Source organism: Flavobacterium kochi, assembly GCF_048286715.1.
Taxonomy (GTDB): Bacteria; Bacteroidota; Bacteroidia; order Flavobacteriales; family Flavobacteriaceae; genus Flavobacterium.
Map to the genome: position 1 here is coordinate 56,618 of NZ_JBLVPW010000016.1, position 18,240 is coordinate 74,857.

An 18,240-nucleotide genomic window follows, 5' to 3' on the forward strand; every position below is an offset into this window, starting at 1 on the left:
TCCCTTACAAAAGCACATTTACTTCTCTTTTTGTTTCCAATATAATGGAAGGCAAATTCTCATTCAACCATTTGTATTTATTCAAAATCATAATGTGCGTCCCTCCCTTTACAACAACACACTTTTCAATGTTTTTTATAGGAAAAACATCATCCATATCTCCATGAATATGAATTATCTTTTCATCAACAACCGTTCTGTCCCAAAGAACAACTTGTTCTACGGCCCAATTCAAATAGCGAATATCCCGGACGGAAAGAAATTTTTCATACAATTTTAATCTTTGATTTACTTTTTCTCCAAAAGAAAATTTAGCCAGACTTTCCATATTTAAAATCAGATTCATTGGAATCAGTTTATAGGCTTTGGTGGTTTTAGCGATTTTTAATCTGCGGGGAAATTCCAAATTACTTTTCACACTTGAAATGATAATTACTTTCCGGGCATCTATATATTTTGCCATTTCCTGAACCAAAATACCACCAAAGGAAACCCCAATCAAAACTGGATTCTTATGTTTAATTTTCTCTGCAATACGCTTTGCATAATCCATTAAAGACTCATTATCCAGTGGAATCTCCCACTCTAATAAATGCATTTCAAAAGTATCTTCCGGCAGTGCAATCCGCTCAAAAATTGCAGTACTTGCAGCTAATCCTGGCATCAGATAAACAGGGATTTTACTCATAATTGTTTTAATAATTCCACAACAGCATTCCACTTTTTATAGCGAATTTTGTATAAAAATAATTTTTTTATCGGAAACTATCGGAATTACCGCTCTATATTACCATTAATTTATGAGTATACAACCATTTGAATCCGATAGAAGAGACAAGCTGATGCGTGCGCAACTGCAGTGGAACTGCCCGAAATGAATGCCAGTCAAACGACAATGCCGAAACATTACAGTTATGGGTATTCCCTGACAAAGAAGCGGTTACACCAAGATACGCGCAGAAATCATTTGATATTGAAAATCAAATCAATACCTTTGTAACTATTGTTTCGCTAAAAGACAGTACTAACGGAAATGCACTTTGGGTTTACCAAAAAACCTTTTATTTAAGTATTTTCAATAGCAACACCACTACGACATAGGAAGTTAAAATTTCTCAAAACGGAGTTTATTTATTTTTGATTGTAGGCGAAATAGAAGTTAACAATCAAATTTTGAAGGCAAGAGATGCCATGGAAATAACGGATTTCGATCAATTTGAAATCAGATTACAACCAAATCAAAAATACTTTTGGCAAAAGTGCCAATGGATTACAGTTCAATTATTATGGAAGCAGCAACTATGGAAATCAAAGACAATACTTTTGCACGACAATTTCAAACTGAAGTGAAAGAAGGATTAGTTTCTGTTGAATATTCGTTTCAGGAGAAAAAAATATTTTTGACAAAAATCAATGTTCCGGATTCATTCGATGATGAGGAATTCATTTCTAATTTTCTAAAAAACATTATGGAAATCGCTATTGAACGAAAATTTAAAGTCGTTCCTATCCTTCCTAAAATAGTGGTGTTTTTCAAAAAAAACCCAATTTACAAAGAATTACTTCCTCCCGGAATACGATTATAAAAAAAAGACACATTGCCAACAAACAATGTGCTCTTTTTTTTACTCTAAACTCAAATTTCTACATCGTTGCAATTAATTTCTGTCCCTGCCACGCATTGGATTATCCGTTCTGGGCAGGCGATTCGCCGGGGCGTTTTCGTGACGATTGCTGCGCATAGGCTGACGATTCGACGGGACAGCAGGCTGAACCGGACGAGTCGTTGGAGCATTTTCTTGACGATTGCTACGCATAGGCTGATAATTCCTTGGCGCAGCAGGCTGAACCGGCCGCGTTATCGGCCCATTTTCTTGACGATTTCTCGGTATTGAATGATGCGTTCTTGGCTCATTCGACTGAAACGGACGCGACGTCGGAGCATTTTCCCGACGGGTTCTCGGGACTGAATGACGCGTTCTTGGAAGAACAGGTGTTTGCGGACTTCTAAAAGTTCTTCCCTCGTAAGTTCTTCGATACGTATCATTAATCCTGTTTCTTCTTACCATTGGAGAGCTGGTTCTTCTAGAAGAATAATTCGAATAGGGAAGTGGATATCGTATATATCCCGTTCTGCGATAAAATGGGTTTCTATAATAATAGCGATGATAACTCCAGTAATTATAATAAAAAACAGGAGTCCAAGGACGCCAATAATAAGGATAATACCCCCAATGCCATGGAGATACATAAATTACAAATGAAGGCGAAAATAAATTGATTATTATTGGCCAATCATTAACGTAAAAAACTCGATCCCAATAGGTATCGCTAAAGACTCTTTCATTGCCAATATAACCAGGATTTAGGGTTCCAAAAGTATTTTCCGAACTAGGCTCCACAATATAATCTTCACCATATAATTCCTCGTCCCCTATAATTTGGACAACAATCTTTCCAAATCTGTTTTTATTGACTTCAATAACAGCAACATCCTGATCTTCATAGCTATTTATCGCGACACGAAGCACAATGGAATAAGAGTCATCATCTCTATAACTGGCCACTCTAATGTAATCTATTGAATTGTCATCATTTAAATCCAGATTATTGATATTTCTATCTCTGCTATTAATCGCCCTCTCAAATTCTTCTAATGTTTTTGATTTTTGAAAAACGTCCAATACAGCATAAAGATTCAGATTATCACCTGGCAAACCTAAAGCTACAGGTTCATTATCTATTTGAGAAAACAGCGGCACACTCAACAAACAAGTTGTTAAGAACACAAAGGATAAAATTAATTTTTTCATGATTTTAAATTTTATACATTGATACCAAATTGCAATACAAGGTACAAAAAATACCGATTCAATTTTTTGACCACAAGGCTTTTAACTGTTTTATCACAAGAAAAATAAAACAAAAAAAAGTTATTGGTTATCCCAAAAGAATACTTTTTTTCAGAATTTGAAAAAACCACAAGGCATAAAAAAAGGCATACATTAGCTGTATACCTCATTTTTATGCTTCAAAATAAAATTTAGCTTACTGAAACTAATTACTTCTTCTCTATCTCTCTCATGCTGTCCATTTTTTTATTTGCCAAGAAACCAGTAATATCTTCAAAATGTTCTACTACTCTTTTGTTCCCAAATTCAAAAACCTTAGTCGCCAATCCATCGAGGAAATCCCTGTCGTGAGAAACTAAAATTAACGTTCCGTCAAAATCACGCAGCGCATCTTTGATAATGTCTTTAGTTTTCATATCCAAGTGATTTGAAGGCTCATCCAGAATCAATAAATTAACTGGCTCCAACAATAACTTTATCATTGCCAAACGTGTTTTTTCACCACCGGAAAGCACTTTTACTTTCTTGGTAACATCATCACCATGAAACATGAAAGCACCCAAAATATTTTTGATTTGCGTTCTAACTTCACCAACAGCAATGCCGTCAATAGTTTCAAAAATCGTAGCATTCTCATCTAACAAAGCCGCTTGATTTTGAGCAAAATAACCAATTTGTGCATTGTGACCAATTTCCAGACTTCCACCATCAATGCCAATCTCTTTCATAATGGCTTTGATCATTGTTGATTTACCTTCCCCATTTTTACCTACGAAAGCTACTTTTTGACCTCTTTCAATTACAACATTCGCATCTTTAAAAACAACATGTTCTCCGTATGATTTAGATAAATCTTTTACAACAACAGGGTACTGCCCGGAACGAACAGCAGGCGGGAATTTTAATTTCAATGCCGATGTATCGATTTCATCAATTTGAACAGGCACAATTTTTTCAAGCATTTTTACACGAGACTGCACGGAAAGCGTTTTAGAAAAAGTACCTTTAAATCGCTCAATAAATTCCATGTTATCAGCAATCATACGTTGTTGCTCATCGTATGCTTTTTGCTGATGCACCCTTCTGTCTTTTCTTAATTCAAGATAATGAGAATATTTTGCTTTGTAATCATAAATACGTCCCATTGTAACTTCGATGGTACGATTGGTAATATTATCTACAAAAGCCCTATCGTGAGAAATCACCACAACCGCTTTGGCAGAATTAATCAAGAAATCCTCTAACCACTGAATACTTTCAATATCCATGTGATTGGTAGGCTCATCCAGTAAAATTAAATCTGGTTTCTGTAAAAGGATTTTGGCTAATTCTATTCGCATCCTCCATCCTCCTGAAAACTCAGAAGTCTGACGACTGAAATCTTCTCGAACAAACCCCAGACCTGTTAGAATTTTTTCCACTTCAGCTTCATAATTCACTTCTTCAATGGCATAAAATTTCTCACTTAAGTCAGAAACCCTTTCGATTAGTTTCATGTACGCATCGCTTTCGTAATCGGTACGAATCGTCAATTGCTCATTGATTTCATCTATTTCAGCTTTCATTTTAAAGATCTCACCGAAAGCTTTAGATGTTTCTTCCATCACCGTCGCGCCATCCGTAGTCAATAAATGCTGAGGCAAATACGCCACAACAGCATCTTTTGGCGCTGAAATAGTACCGGTCGAAGGCTTACTTTGACCCGCAATAATTTTAAGAAGCGTCGATTTTCCTGCTCCATTTTTACCCATTAGGGCAATTTTATCATTTTCATTTATAGCAAAAGAAACATCACTAAAAAGTGTCGTGCCGCCAAATTGCACAGAAATATCGTTAACTGTAATCATTTAGATTATAAGATTTTTAGATAATTTAGATTATCAGATTTTAAAAGTGCAAAGATAGATTAAAATGACAATTAGACAATTTGCCAATTAGAAAAGTTTTTGACGAAGCCATAAAACTAAAAGTGTCATTTTGGCAAAGGAGAAATCCCGCTATACAGATTCCTTCTTTGTCAGAATGACAAAACCGATGGATCAATTCACTTTAAAAGCTACTACTCTTTCCTCCACTTTTTAGTTTCCTCAAAAACATGTTCTAAAATCGCGGCTTCTCTTTCATCAAAATCCACATTTCTGCGAGCCATAACTAGTCGAGCCGTTTCGAAAGCTTTTTTGGTCAAGTAAGTGGTAAAACCGGAAGCACCTCCCCAAGAGAAACTCGGCACAAAATTGCGAGGAAATCCACTGCCAAAAATATTAGCGCTTACTCCTACTACCGTTCCTGTATTAAACATGGTATTAATTCCGCATTTACTGTGATCTCCCATCATCAATCCACAAAACTGAAGTCCAGTTTTAGCAAACCCTTCGGTTTCATAACTCCATAATTTCACTTCTTCGTAATTATTTTTCAGGTTCGAATTATTAGTGTCGGCACCAATGTTACACCATTCTCCAAGAACCGAATTCCCTAAAAATCCATCATGCCCTTTATTTGAATAACCAAACAATACCGAATTATTAACTTCGCCTCCAATTCTGGAATACGGACCAACGGTTGTTGCTCCATAAATCTTAGCAGCCATTTTTACGGTCGCATTTTCGCACAGGGCAAAAGGGCCTCTGATTACCGATCCTTCCATAATCTCAGCATCTTTGCCTATATATATAGGACCTCTGGAAGCATTTAATGTAACAAACTCCAACCTGGCTCCTTCTTCGATGAAGATGTTTTCAGGTGCTATTACATTAACGGTTTTGGGAATGGGTTGTGATTTTCGATCTTCGGTTAAGAATTCAAAATCCTCCCTAATTGCCGCATCATTTTTGGAAAAAATATCCCAAGTATGTTCTACCGTTAAGCAATCATCTTCATATTCTATGATTTCATACGCATCAAAATCTACTTCTTCCTGATTTTCATTGGTATGAAAAGCAATTACTTCATCTCCTTTAAAAATAGCCTGATTCGATTCCAAATTACTGACCATTTCCACCAAAACATCGTTCGGAAGAAAAGAAGCATTTATCATTACATTTTCTTCTAATTCTACCATTGGAAATTTATCAGACAAGTATTCTTCTGTTAAAGTTGTTGTAGTGGAACCCAAACGCATTTCCCACTTTTGGCGAATAGTCATTATCCCAATAAGAATATCAGCAACCGGACGTGTGAAAGTAAAAGGTAATAGTGCATTTCGTGACGGACCATCAAAAAGTATGTAATTCATTTAATTAGGATTCAAAGTTATAAAGGTTCAAAGTTACAAAGTTTTCAAATAGATAAAAATAAAAAAGCCTCCCGAAAGGAAGGCTTTATTGTATTTAATAAACAAGTTACAATTATTTAACGTGTTTAGCGTATTTGGTTTTGAATTTATCAATACGTCCTGCAGTATCAATAAGTTTAGATTTACCTGTGTAAAAAGGGTGAGAAGTTCTAGAGATCTCCATTTTAACAACCGGATATTCAACACCATCAACTGTTAATGTTTCTCTTGTATCTGCAGTAGACTTAGTGATAAAAACCTCATCGTTAGACATGTCTTTAAATGCAACTAATCTGTAATTTTCTGGGTGAATTCCTTTTTTCATCTTGTTAATCTTTTTTATTTGTTAATTATAACTTGTTTTGAAGCTTTTCTTCTAACAGAAAAGGTATAAACTCATTATAACTTTTTGTTTTACATTATTATTTTGAGTTTGCAAATTTACAATTTTTTTCCAATAATCAAATCTTTGTATCACTTTTTTTATATAATCGTAAAAAGCAATTTTTATCTTCGAATATATTGGGAATTGCTATCTTTGCGGATTAATAAACAAACAGCTACTAATGGTTAATGAAATTATAAAAAGAAACGGAATTACATTCGGGATAATCACGGGAGTAGTATTATCATTAATTACTGCTTTAATGTATGCGTTGGACATAAAATTATTCATCGCCTGGTGGACTACCCTTTTAAGTTTTTCTGTTTTTATCATTGTGCCAATTGCATCACTTTCTAAAACAAAAAAAGAGTTAAATGGCGTTTTTCCCTTTAAAGAAGCTTTCACTACCTATTTTATTACGACAGTAATCGGAGTGATTATTTCTGTCGCTTTTAAAATTGTTTTATTCAACCTGATCGACCCATCAGTAAAAGCTACGCTACTCGATTTAACAATAAAATATCTGATCAGCACTTCTGAAAAATTTGGAGTCACGGCATCCTCTTTAAATGAAACCGTTTTAAAACTAAAAGAAACTGATCCCTATTCCATTGTTGAACAATTAAAAGGGTCTGTTTTCAACATCTTTTTTTGCGCCATATTAGGATTGATTATGGCAGCATTTTTTAAAAGCAAATCTCCATCACAAGAATAAATAGGAATGAATTTATCTATACTTATACCCCTTCTTAACGAAGAGGAATCACTGAAAGAACTTTATACTTGGATCATTAAAGTGATGCAATCGAATAATTACACCTATGAAATCATTTTTCTGGATGATGGAAGTACGGATAATTCTTGGAATATTATTGAAGAATTCGCAAAAGAAAACCCGCATGTTAAAGGCGTTCGCTTCATGAAAAACTTTGGAAAATCACAAGCGCTGCACGCTGGTTTTGCCAAAGCTGAAGGAAATGTCATTATCACTATGGATGCAGACTTACAAGATAGCCCAGAAGAAATTCCGGGACTGTATGACATGATAACGAATGGCAAGTATGACTTGGTTTCCGGTTGGAAAAAGAAGCGTTACGATTCCGTTGTTGCCAAAAACTTACCTTCAAAATTATTCAATTGGGCGGCCAGAAAAACATCGGGTGTTGAATTGAATGATTTTAATTGCGGACTAAAAGCGTATAAAAATATTGTTGTAAAAAACATTGAAGTTTCGGGTGAAATGCACCGTTATATTCCGGTTTTGGCAAAAAACGCCGGATTTGGAAAAATCGGCGAAAAAGTAGTGCAGCATCAAGCCAGAAAATATGGCGAAACTAAATTTGGAATGGAACGTTTCATTAACGGCTTCCTGGATTTAATTACCATTTGGTTCCTTTCCCGTTTTGGAAAACGACCAATGCATTTATTTGGTGCCATGGGCTCTTTGATGTTTATCATTGGTTTTTTATTGGCGGGCTACATTGGTGTTTCAAAACTGTACCACATGTACAATGGTATGAATTATAATTTAGTGACAACTAATCCTTGGTTTTATATTGCGCTGACCACCATGGTTCTGGGAACGCAATTGTTTTTGGCCGGATTTCTTGGCGAAATAATTTTGCGCACAAAAAACAATGAAGAGCGGTATAAAGTTTCAAGTGAGGTTAATTTTTTATAATTTTCACTTCAAATAAAAAAAATCGAAATTTAATGCAAATCATATTGTTTGATTTTGCAAATTGCATATCGGAACAATAATTTAAATTGTGCGAACTATTTTACCTCAAAAAGAATAACGTATAAGGAACAGCTCCTAAAAAAGAAATGATTTGTCGAAGTAATGCTATTGAAATTTCAAACTAAGAATTTAGAAACTAAAAAACTACAAAAATGGACATCAAACAAAACATTTTGGACGCGGTAAATGAATGGCTTACACCAACATTTGATGCAGCAACACAAGAAGCTATTAAGGAATTGATGACTACATCGCCTAAAGATCTGGAAGAAAGTTTTTATAAAAACCTCGAATTTGGAACTGGTGGAATGCGCGGTGTGATGGGCGTAGGAAACAATCGTATCAATAAATACACCCTTGGAAAAAGCACACAAGGACTTTCGGACTATTTGCATACAGCATTTCCTAACCAGCCCATAAAAGCAGTTATTGCTTACGACTGTCGTCATAATAGCGACACATTGGCCAAAGTGGTTGCGGATGTCTTCTCTGCTAATGGCATTCATGTTTATTTGTTTTCGAGTTTGAGACCCACTCCGGAATTATCCTTTGCACTTAAATATTTGGGTTGTCAGTGCGGAATAGTTCTTACTGCTTCTCACAATCCACCGGAATATAATGGTTATAAAGTATATTGGGAAGATGGCGGACAAATTGTTCCCCCGGAAGACGAGGGAATTATCAACGTTATCGAAAATTTGAATTACAACCAAATCAAGTTTACCGCTAATGAAGACCTGATAGACTATATAGATACCGAAGTAGATCAGGCATTTATTAAATCATCGATTGAAAATGCCAGTTTTAATACGCCGACTGAAGCCAAAGAAAATCTAAATATTGTTTTCACGTCATTACACGGAACTTCAATAACACTGGTTCCCGATACGTTATCGCAAGCGGGTTATACGAATGTACATATTGTTCCGGAGCAAGCGGTACCAAATGGTGATTTTCCGACAGTAAAATCTCCAAATCCTGAAGAACCGGAAGCTTTGGCAATGGCATTGGCATTAGCGGATAAAACAAATTCTGATATTGTAATAGGTACTGATCCTGATTGCGACCGATTGGGTATTGCTGTTCGAAATAATGAAGGGCAAATGACGCTGTTGAACGGAAATCAGACTATGATTTTGATGACCGCTTTTTTACTGGAAGAATGGAAAAAAGCAGGAAAGATCAATGGCAAACAGTTTGTGGGCTCGACCATCGTTTCTACACCAATGATAATGGAATTGGCTACCGCTTATGGCGTACAATTTAAAGTAGGTCTGACCGGCTTTAAATGGATTGCCAAAATGATAAAAGATTTTCCTGAGCTACAATTCATTGGTGGAGGCGAAGAAAGTTTTGGATATATGGTTGGCGATGCGGTTCGTGATAAAGATGCCGTTGCGGCAACTTTATTAATTTGTGAGGTTGCAGCTCAGGCCAAAGCCAAAGGAAGTACCGTTTATAAAGAATTATTAAAACTTTATGTAGCACACGGTTTATATAAGGAACACTTGATTTCTATCACTAAAAAAGGAATGGAAGGCTTAGCTGAAATCAATCAGATGATGGTGACTTTGCGTGAGAATCCCCTGAAAGAAATTAACGGTCAAAGAGTGATTATGATGGAAGATTATAAATCATCTGTTGCTAAAAACTTACTTAGCGGTGAAACGGAAATCATGGATATGCCAAAAGCGGATGTATTGATTTATTACACTGAAGATGGCTCTAAAATTTGTGCCAGACCAAGTGGGACAGAGCCAAAAATAAAATTCTACATCAGTGTTAATGCTGCATTGGATTCTGTTGAGAATTTCACGAAAGTAGAGGCTGTTTTGAATGAAAAAATAAAAAATATTATTATTGCAATGCAATTGAACTAATGGACAAAAGCTTACTAAAACTAATTCCTTATACAAAACCTTATAAGTCTCATATTATTTGGAATGTGGTATACAACATTTTGTACGCCTTATTCAGCACCATTTCGATGCTAACATTACTGCCTGTGCTTGAAGTACTTTTCGGTAAAGCCAAAATAATAGAAAAAGAACCTGTATATTCAGGAATAGGTAACTTAAAGCAGTTTGGTTCCGATTTTATGTATTATAAAATTTCAGAATTAACAAAAGAAAACAGCATTCAGGTGGCTCTTTTATTTGTTGTTTTAATGGTTATTACAACATTTTTATTCAAAAATCTATTTAATTACCTCGCCTCGCATCACATCATGCACTTAAAAAATGGGGTATTAAGAGATTTGAGAAAATCAATGTATAATAAAATAATAGAATTGCCCATTTCCTATTACTCGGAAAAAAGAAAAGGAGACATTATGGCTCGCATGCTTGGCGATGTCAATGAAGTCCAAAACTCCTTTTTTTCTATATTAGAACTTGTCGTAAAAGAACCTTTAACTATTGTTTTTGCTTTAGTCACCATGTTTTTTATAAGCACAAAACTGACTTTATTTGTTTTGATTTTCATCCCTATATCGGGATTAATCATTTCAAAAATCGCTAAAAATTTGAGAGCAAAATCGTTGCAGGCACAAAAAGAAAGCGGATTCCTTATTTCTATTGTAGATGAAAGTTTGGGAGGTTTAAAAGTTATAAAAAGTTACAATGCCGAAACTAATTTCAAAAGCAGATTTAACGATTCGGTAACCCGATTATTGAATTTATCCAACAGCATTGGAAACAAAAACAATCTGGCAACACCCTTAAGCGAATTTTTGGGGATTACAACAATTGCGGTCCTGCTTTTTTATGGCGGAAATTTGGTATTAGTAGATAAAACACTCGAAGGCTCAGCTTTTATCGTTTATCTCACCCTGGCCTTCAATATTCTTACTCCGGCCAAAGCCATCTCTAAAGCTTCGTATTCCGTAAAAAACGGGTTAGCTGCTGCAGAGCGGGTTTTTGAAGTTTTAGAAGTCGAAAACGAAATCACTTCAAAAGAAAATGCAGTTGATAAAAAGAGCTTTGATTCCAACATAACAATCAAAAACATCAACTTTAAATACGAAGATGAGCCGGTTCTGAAAGACTTTTCACTTGAAGTGAAAAAAGGGCAAACAATAGCTCTTGTTGGACAATCTGGAAGTGGAAAAAGTACCATTGCCAATTTGCTTACCCGTTTTTATGATGTTAACGAAGGAACAATTTGTATTGATGGAATTGACATCAAAGACATGAACATTCATGCGCTTCGTGATTTAATGGGATTGGTTACCCAAGACAGTATTTTGTTTAATGACACGATCAAAGCAAATATTTCTTTAGGAAAACTAGATGCTACTGATGAAGAAATAACTGAAGCCCTGAAAATCGCCAATGCCTATGAATTTGTGAAAGATTTACCACGGGGAATCCATACTAATATTGGTGATAGCGGAAACAAACTTTCCGGCGGTCAAAAACAACGCTTGTCTATTGCCCGTGCTGTTTTGAAAAATCCACCGATTATGATTTTGGATGAAGCCACCTCAGCCTTGGATACTGAAAGCGAGAAATTTGTACAGGTAGCGCTGGAAAACATGATGCAAAACAGAACATCAATCGTCATCGCACACCGTCTTTCTACCATCCAGAAAGCAGACCTAATTGTTGTGATGCAAAAAGGAAAAATTGTAGAACAAGGCAAACATGAGGAGCTTATTGCCATGAATGGCACTTATAACAAATTAGTAACGATGCAGTCGTTAGAATAGTGGTTAAAGAGCGGTACTTTTATAGTTAATTGTCTATTTAAATCTTAAAGCTAAAAAATGTATCTCAACAACCCAAACATAAAACTTCCCGAAGACCCAAACACCATTGTTTGGAAATACCTTGATTTATCAAAGTTTCTTGACTTGTTGCTTTCGCAAAAACTATTTATGTCCCGATCGGATAAATTTGAAGATCAATATGAAGGTACTTTCAGCGAACCCACATTTGAAGAGATAAAAAAATTGTCGATTGACAATCCTGAGTTTCTTAATTTTTACAAAACACATCGGGAAAAAGTAGCCATTAGCAGTTGGCATATCAATGAATATGAATCCTTTGCCATGTGGCAAATTTTCACACAAAACAGTGAAGGTTTAGCCATACAATCCACCATTGGAAGACTACAACAGGCACTTCATCCTGAAACGAGTTTCAATCAATACATTGGAGAAGTAAACTATATCGATTATAAAAGAGAGTACATCCCGTTTGACGATATGTTCTTTCCTTTTTTATTCAAACGAAAGAGTTTTCAATACGAGCGTGAGGTACGAATCATTTCTGATGTTGCAGATAACACTATCAAAATCAACGATGGGCTTAAAATCAATGTTGACATCAATGAATTAATAGAAAAAATATACATCCATCCAAAATCTGAAAACTGGTACAAAAACCTGGTTATTCAATTAGTTAAACAACTAGGATTCGATTTTTGTATCGAAAAATCTGACTTGGAAAGCGACATATTAATTTAGGAAGGATAGTTTCTAAAACATTAAACCGGTTTATAACTGATTATTTTCCATTCCTTGTTTGACAAATCAACATAGCTATAATGCACCACATCCATTTTATCAAATTGTCCGTTTTTATTGGTGTCCTCAACGGTTCTAAAATACAAACGGTTATTTGATTCAATCAAATTCCAATCGATTAATTCCTGATAACTGTCTGACAATTTAGTCAATTTATCACCGCTTATTTCACTAAGGTACAAAGCCTTAATGTCACTCGTATCCAGTTTTCCGTCTTTATTGGTATCCATATCAACCATGGTATAGGCCATGATTTGATTTTTGGTTTTATCAGCAACTGACTTTAAATAGGTCGCCGTCTGAATCAAAACCGGTTTATCTGTCAATGCCTTTATGGAATCAGAACCCATTTTTTGAAATTTTATGTTTTGTAAAAAACCAGTGATTTCATTCTCTCCATAATTAGATATGGTGAAACTCAAATCATTCACGCTGGAAGATCCGTATCTTGTTTTTATTCCTTTTTCCCGAATACTTAAATCTCCTACGGGATGAATCAGATAATTGGTTCCTTCCATATGAATCGGCAGATCGGCAATTTCGATTTGCGTCGAATCAGATCTAATAGCTCTTTCTTTAGCAGCGTCGTACGTTACTTTGGGTTTCTCTGCATCTTCTTTGCAGCCGGTTAAAAGTAGAACTGAAATCCCTACTAATGCTATATGTAATTTTCTCATGGTGATCTCTTATTAAAAAATAAATTCAAATGTAATCATTTTTAAAAATGCTGCTGCCATTCTGCAAATGATTTATGATATAGAAAGCGTTTTAAACTTCAACAAAAAAAGCTCTTTTTTCTTTTCTATTATAACTTCGCACTCCATTTTACATTAAAAACCCTGGCAGTCATATAATTAGGAATTGCATATTGATTTTTGGAATATACATCCCGAACCCAAGTATTGGTAATCGCATTTTGATTATTAAAAAGATTAAAAATCTCTAAACCTATAGCTATCTCTTTAAAGCTTTTGAGCCAACCTTTAGTGCGGTTGCCCGAACTATTCTCTAAAAACACTTTAGAAAAACCAACATCTGCCCTGCGATAATCCCGTAATCGATTTTGGTACAAATAAGGATCCGCATACGAAGGCGAGCCTCCTGGCAAACCCGTGTTGTATACCAAATTCAGGTATATTTTCACACTCGGAATGGCAGGCATAAAATCTTGGAACAAAAGCCCAAATTTCAATCTCTGATCCGTTGGTCGGGCTATAAATCCCTTGTCATTGCTGTTTTCTTCGGTTTTAAGATAGCCAAAACTAAACCACGATTCTGTTCCGGGAACAAATTCGCCATTCAAACGAACGTCCAATCCCTGTGCATATCCTTTTGCATTATTAGTAGCCGCATAACGGATGCGAACATTATCAATAGTATAGGTATTTACAGCGGTCAATGATTTATAATACAATTCTGAAACCAATTTAAAAGGGCGGTTCCACATCCTGAAACTGTAATCATTGCTTAAAACCAAATGAATCGACTGTTGCGCCTTAACATTAGGCTGCACTACTCCAGCGGCATCTCTAAGTTCTCTATAAAATGGTGGTTGATGATATATCCCTGCTGAAATCCTGAAAAGCATATCCCTATCCCAATCTGGTTTTATGCTAAATTGCGCTCTTGGGCTAAAAGTGACTTGGGAGGCACCCCCTACATTCGCTCCGGAAACTTCCCAATTGTGCATTCGGACTCCCGCATTATACCAAACGTCACTCGAACCTAAAGTTCCCTTTCTGGTCCATTGTACATACCCAGAAAATCGATTAATAGTATTAAAATTAACAGCCCTCACATTTTGATAAGGCACTAAAGGCCCTACATAAGCAGTATACGGTTGTTCATTTTTAGGCAAAATAACAATGGGTGGATTTATAGAAAACCCTGCTGAGTCGATTACTTCCCACTCCGCGATTCGGTCACGAATGGATTCTCTTGTGTATTTTACTCCCCATTCCAATTGATTTTCTTTCCAATCGTGTAATCCTTTTACTTCCGTATTTATAATTAATGCATCTAAATCATTTCGTGCATGATTAAGCTGTGAACCAATTCCTCTAGAAAAAGAGACATCACCATACGTATCAGAACCGATATTGGCATCTACTTCTCCCAGACGATATTGTGCAAAAATGTCAAAGTGCTCTTGTTCTAAAGTATGAAAAACGGATCCGATAAATTTCAATGTAAAATTATCAGAAACTTTAAAGGTCGTTTTCATGGCACCAAAATACGTGTCGTATTTGTCTTTCTCCTGACCTTCATAATAAATAGAAAGCGCCATCGGATTAGTGATGGTTCCAAAATTAGTCTGACGGGTCAATGGTTGATACTGGTATCTGTTTTGAGAAATATTCCCCAAAAAACTCCATTGCCATTGCGACGATGCCTGGTAATTAACATTGGTTTGAATATCAGCGAATGTTGGTGTGAAATTCGTTTGCGTTTCCTGGCTTTTCACCAAAAGACTATTGTTACGGTATCGTATTCCGGTAACTGCCGACCATTTTTTATTCCTGGAAACCGCATCTACGGAAAGGCTTCCTCCTAGAAAATTCGCTTCAAGATTGGCGCCAAATCGCAGGGGTTTTCTATAGGTAATATCCAACACCGACGATAGCTTATCACCAAATTTAGCCTGAAAACCCCCGGCAGAAAAATCAATATTCTGAACCAAATCAGTATTTGTGAAACTCAATCCTTCTTGTTGACCGGCACGAATTAGAAATGGACGGTATACTTCGATTTCATTTACGTACACCAAATTCTCATCATAATTTCCGCCACGAACGGCGTATTGTGTGCTCAGCTCATTATTCGAATTCACTCCCGGTAAGGTTTTTAAAACATTCTCTATACCGGCATTAGCTCCCGGAATTTTTCGGATCATTTCAGGTTCAATTGTAGTAATCCCCTGCACTCTTTTTCCGTTTTTTGCAATAACGATAACTTCGCCCATTTGTTCCTGGTGATCACTCATTACCAAATTGAACTCGTATGCTTCATTTGGTTTTAAAACAATAGAAACAGTTGCCTTTTTTAAAGAAATATGAGTAAAAACAACTGCCAGTTTTTGATTGGCAGGAACAACCAAATCAAAAAAACCGCTGGCATCAGACTGAGTTGTTTTCCCAAGGCACAAAACATTTACATTCGCTACAGGTTGATTATTTTTATCAAGAATAACCCCTCTTATCCTGGCCGATTGGGCCGATAAAGAAAGCCCAACAAAGAAAAAAAAGAAAACAACTATTAATTTATTAGTACTCAAACGGTTTGGTTTTTATTTTTTTTGACTTCTAAAAAAATGACTTTCAAAGGTAGTTGAATTTCCTACATTATCAGTTACAATCACTTTTAAATCATTGGTACCTTCGGATACAATCCCATCACTGAAATTGTAAATTAGTTTTTTAGTTTTATTGTCATATTCGAACAAAATCCAGTTTCCATTCAAATAACCGTTATACGATTTTATACCAGATAAGCTATCATCTATAATAAGCTGAATGGTCTTTTGATCACTTATCCATTTTCCTTCAATTGGTTTCGAAATAGTAATTTTAGGTGCAATCGTGTCCACAACCAAAGTGTACTTCCCTAACGTTTTTACTTTTGTAGTAAAAACATTCTCTTTTCTATTGGTCGCATTGTAAAAGACTTTTTCGTCTTCAAGTAAACCTATAAATATTTTTTCTCTCTGCGCTTCAGTATATTTATTGTCTGTTACAGCAATCGTAAAATTACTATGGGCCGGAACGGTATCCTCGTGGAGGAACAACGTATCGTTCCTTACATCAAAATCCATATCAAAATCATCATAAAACGTTCCTGCAGGAAAGAAAACTGACATATTATCTTTGACAAAATTCGTGTCTTTGTTTGCAGCGACGAAATACTTCGATACCACCAGCTCCGGCTCTATAATAGTAGTAAGTAAATCATATTGAATAGGAATGGAAACCATGCTCTTATTCCCATAAAAATCTGAAACTTCCACGCGATAAACCGCTGGTAAATTCGGAACTACCGAAATGACCCCGTTGTTTTCGCCCGTTTGAATAATACTTAATCCATATTTATTTTTCATGAATAACCGCTGCACCCTTTGCTGTGTTTTCTTATACTTCGAATAATCGATCAGTGCATTTACATAGCGCATATCGTCAAAAGAATAGGTATCAAACTGATATCCAAAACTTGGTTTTTCATTGAAAAAAGACTGCACTTTAAACAGACCATTTTTATTAAAAGAAACATCGTCATAATCAACAGCGGTTATTCCAAAACCAATTTTTCCATTCGCAATCACTTTTTCAGTCACATAGGTTCCACTTTTTTGCAAAGACAAATGAAGCAGTAATGGGCGCTTTGAATGATTTACTGAAGTTTTTGCATCCAAAGGATATACATAAACGGCGGAAATAAGAGGCTTTTTTGTATCCTTGATATTCTTATCAAATCCAAAAAACATAGGATTAATAATTTTCTCTGTTTTAGTATCTCGGATTTCAAAATGCAAATGAGGTCCCTCAGATCCACCCGTATTTCCGGAGAAAGCAATGAGTTGTCCTTTTTTAACAATCAGTTCCTCTGGCTTGGGAAACACTTCAATTTCAAAAGATTTTAGGGCATAGTGCTTTTTTTTGATGTACGCTTCAATCCCATCATTAGCCCTTTGCAAATGTCCATAAACGGAAGTATACCCATTGGGATGGGTAATATAAATCGCCTTTCCATTCCCGAAAGTAGAAATTTTTATTCTTGATATATATCCGTCAGCAACAGCGTAAACCTTTAATCCTTCTTTCTGTAACGTTTTTAAATCAAAGCCTGCATGAAAATGATTTGGTCTCAATTCACCAAAATTTCCTGAAAGCTGCATTGGGATATCAAGTGGCGGGCTAAAATAATCTTTTGGATAGTCCGTCTGAGCGAAAAGAGGACTGCAAAAAAATACAAAAAAAACAAAAAATTTCATGAGGTTCATTTTTGCTAAGATAAAAAAAAGTAGTTAATAAAAAATTATAAACGAAATCAAATCACAACCTGCTGAACTACATACAATTGCTTTTTTTAACGTAAAAAAACCAATAAAATATTGTAATAATAAAAAGGAATACTAACTTTGTAAGATTAAGTAATGAATTAGAATTAATAATGAGTGTAATTGCAGAAATAATTGATACTCTTGAAAATAAGATTGAAAAACTTTTCGTCAAACTGAAAGGTTTGGAGAAAATCAATCAGGATTTAAAAATTGAATTAACGAAATCTGCAGCAACCATACAAACTCAACATCAAGAGATTGAAGCGCTAAAAACGCAATGTGAAACACTTAAAATTACTAATACGTTATTAGGCAGTGACGATAATAAAAGAGATACAAAGCTTAAAATAAATTCATTAATTCGCGAAATTGATTACTGTATAGCACAACTATCAGATTAATAATAA

At 35.4% G+C, this 18,240-nt stretch carries 17 protein-coding genes; 9 read left to right on the forward strand and 8 right to left on the reverse strand.

Annotation, left to right across the window (positions count from 1 at the left end):
* Positions 1 to 4: 4 nt before the first annotated feature.
* Complete coding sequence (locus ACNQGH_RS14825; protein ID WP_417956803.1) at positions 5 to 688, reverse strand: alpha/beta hydrolase; 684 nt, start codon at positions 686 to 688, stop codon at positions 5 to 7.
* A 158-nt stretch (positions 689 to 846) separates the two neighbouring features.
* Here ACNQGH_RS14825 and ACNQGH_RS14830 point away from each other — a divergent pair, with 158 nt between their 5' ends.
* Genes ACNQGH_RS14830 through ACNQGH_RS14840 form a run of 3 tightly spaced genes read left to right on the forward strand, consistent with a single transcriptional unit; the run spans position 847 to position 1,586 of the window.
* Positions 847 to 1,101 (forward strand): hypothetical protein, encoded by a 255-nt coding sequence (locus tag ACNQGH_RS14830; RefSeq protein ID WP_417956804.1) that lies wholly within the window; start codon positions 847 to 849, stop codon positions 1,099 to 1,101.
* 9 nt (positions 1,102 to 1,110) lie between these two features.
* The gene (locus ACNQGH_RS14835) at positions 1,111 to 1,350 is read left to right on the forward strand and encodes a pirin family protein (RefSeq protein ID WP_417956871.1); all 240 of its coding nucleotides are present in this window, start codon (positions 1,111 to 1,113) and stop codon (positions 1,348 to 1,350) included.
* Positions 1,302 to 1,586, forward strand: coding sequence for a GNAT family N-acetyltransferase (locus ACNQGH_RS14840; protein ID WP_417956872.1), 285 nt, complete (start codon positions 1,302 to 1,304; stop codon positions 1,584 to 1,586). Before ACNQGH_RS14835 ends, ACNQGH_RS14840 begins: the two co-directional genes overlap by 49 nt.
* 72 nt (positions 1,587 to 1,658) lie before the next feature.
* On the opposite strand, the gene ACNQGH_RS14845 is transcribed toward ACNQGH_RS14840, so the two are convergent.
* The 4 genes from ACNQGH_RS14845 to ACNQGH_RS14860 form a co-directional block, all read right to left on the reverse strand.
* Complete coding sequence (locus ACNQGH_RS14845; RefSeq protein WP_417956805.1) at positions 1,659 to 2,813, reverse strand: hypothetical protein; 1,155 nt, start codon at positions 2,811 to 2,813, stop codon at positions 1,659 to 1,661.
* A 248-nt stretch (positions 2,814 to 3,061) separates the two neighbouring features.
* Entirely contained in the window at positions 3,062 to 4,699 is a 1,638-nt protein-coding gene (locus ACNQGH_RS14850; RefSeq protein ID WP_417956806.1) for an ABC-F family ATP-binding cassette domain-containing protein, read from the reverse strand.
* A 212-nt stretch (positions 4,700 to 4,911) separates the two neighbouring features.
* Positions 4,912 to 6,087 carry a GlmU family protein gene (locus ACNQGH_RS14855; protein ID WP_417956807.1) on the reverse strand — a complete coding sequence of 392 codons (1,176 nt, stop codon included), beginning with the start codon at positions 6,085 to 6,087 and terminating at the stop codon, positions 4,912 to 4,914.
* Positions 6,088 to 6,199: 112 nt separating this feature from the next.
* On the reverse strand, positions 6,200 to 6,451 hold the full coding sequence (locus ACNQGH_RS14860; RefSeq protein WP_039109118.1) for a type B 50S ribosomal protein L31: 252 nt from the start codon (positions 6,449 to 6,451) through the stop codon (positions 6,200 to 6,202).
* Between the two features lie 241 nt (positions 6,452 to 6,692).
* Between ACNQGH_RS14860 and ACNQGH_RS14865 the strand changes: the two genes are divergently transcribed.
* From ACNQGH_RS14865 to ACNQGH_RS14885, 5 genes are all read left to right on the forward strand, one after another.
* Complete coding sequence (locus ACNQGH_RS14865) at positions 6,693 to 7,226, forward strand: DUF4199 domain-containing protein (RefSeq protein ID WP_417956808.1); 534 nt, start codon at positions 6,693 to 6,695, stop codon at positions 7,224 to 7,226.
* 6 nt (positions 7,227 to 7,232) lie between these two features.
* The gene (locus ACNQGH_RS14870) at positions 7,233 to 8,192 is read left to right on the forward strand and encodes a glycosyltransferase family 2 protein (RefSeq protein ID WP_417956810.1); all 960 of its coding nucleotides are present in this window, start codon (positions 7,233 to 7,235) and stop codon (positions 8,190 to 8,192) included.
* A 212-nt stretch (positions 8,193 to 8,404) separates the two neighbouring features.
* Positions 8,405 to 10,132 carry a phospho-sugar mutase gene (locus tag ACNQGH_RS14875; RefSeq protein ID WP_417956811.1) on the forward strand — a complete coding sequence of 576 codons (1,728 nt, stop codon included), beginning with the start codon at positions 8,405 to 8,407 and terminating at the stop codon, positions 10,130 to 10,132.
* A complete protein-coding gene (locus ACNQGH_RS14880) occupies positions 10,132 to 11,961 on the forward strand; it encodes an ABC transporter ATP-binding protein (RefSeq protein WP_417956812.1) in 1,830 nt (609 codons plus the stop codon). Before ACNQGH_RS14875 ends, ACNQGH_RS14880 begins: the two co-directional genes overlap by 1 nt.
* A 57-nt stretch (positions 11,962 to 12,018) precedes the next feature.
* Entirely contained in the window at positions 12,019 to 12,720 is a 702-nt protein-coding gene (locus ACNQGH_RS14885) for a hypothetical protein (protein ID WP_417956813.1), read from the forward strand.
* Positions 12,721 to 12,740: 20 nt separating this feature from the next.
* On the opposite strand, the gene ACNQGH_RS14890 is transcribed toward ACNQGH_RS14885, so the two are convergent.
* The 3 genes from ACNQGH_RS14890 to ACNQGH_RS14900 all read right to left on the reverse strand — a co-directional run bounded on the left by ACNQGH_RS14890 (position 12,741) and on the right by ACNQGH_RS14900 (position 17,764).
* A complete protein-coding gene (locus ACNQGH_RS14890; RefSeq protein ID WP_417956814.1) occupies positions 12,741 to 13,457 on the reverse strand; it encodes a CREC-EF hand family protein in 717 nt (238 codons plus the stop codon).
* 128 nt (positions 13,458 to 13,585) lie between these two features.
* Entirely contained in the window at positions 13,586 to 16,054 is a 2,469-nt protein-coding gene (locus ACNQGH_RS14895; RefSeq protein WP_417956815.1) for a TonB-dependent receptor, read from the reverse strand.
* A 12-nt stretch (positions 16,055 to 16,066) separates the two neighbouring features.
* The gene (locus ACNQGH_RS14900; protein WP_417956816.1) at positions 16,067 to 17,764 is read right to left on the reverse strand and encodes a M23 family metallopeptidase; all 1,698 of its coding nucleotides are present in this window, start codon (positions 17,762 to 17,764) and stop codon (positions 16,067 to 16,069) included.
* A gap of 179 nt (positions 17,765 to 17,943) precedes the next feature.
* Between ACNQGH_RS14900 and ACNQGH_RS14905 the strand changes: the two genes are divergently transcribed.
* Positions 17,944 to 18,234 carry a hypothetical protein gene (locus ACNQGH_RS14905; RefSeq protein ID WP_417956817.1) on the forward strand — a complete coding sequence of 97 codons (291 nt, stop codon included), beginning with the start codon at positions 17,944 to 17,946 and terminating at the stop codon, positions 18,232 to 18,234.
* Positions 18,235 to 18,240: the final 6 nt, after the last annotated feature.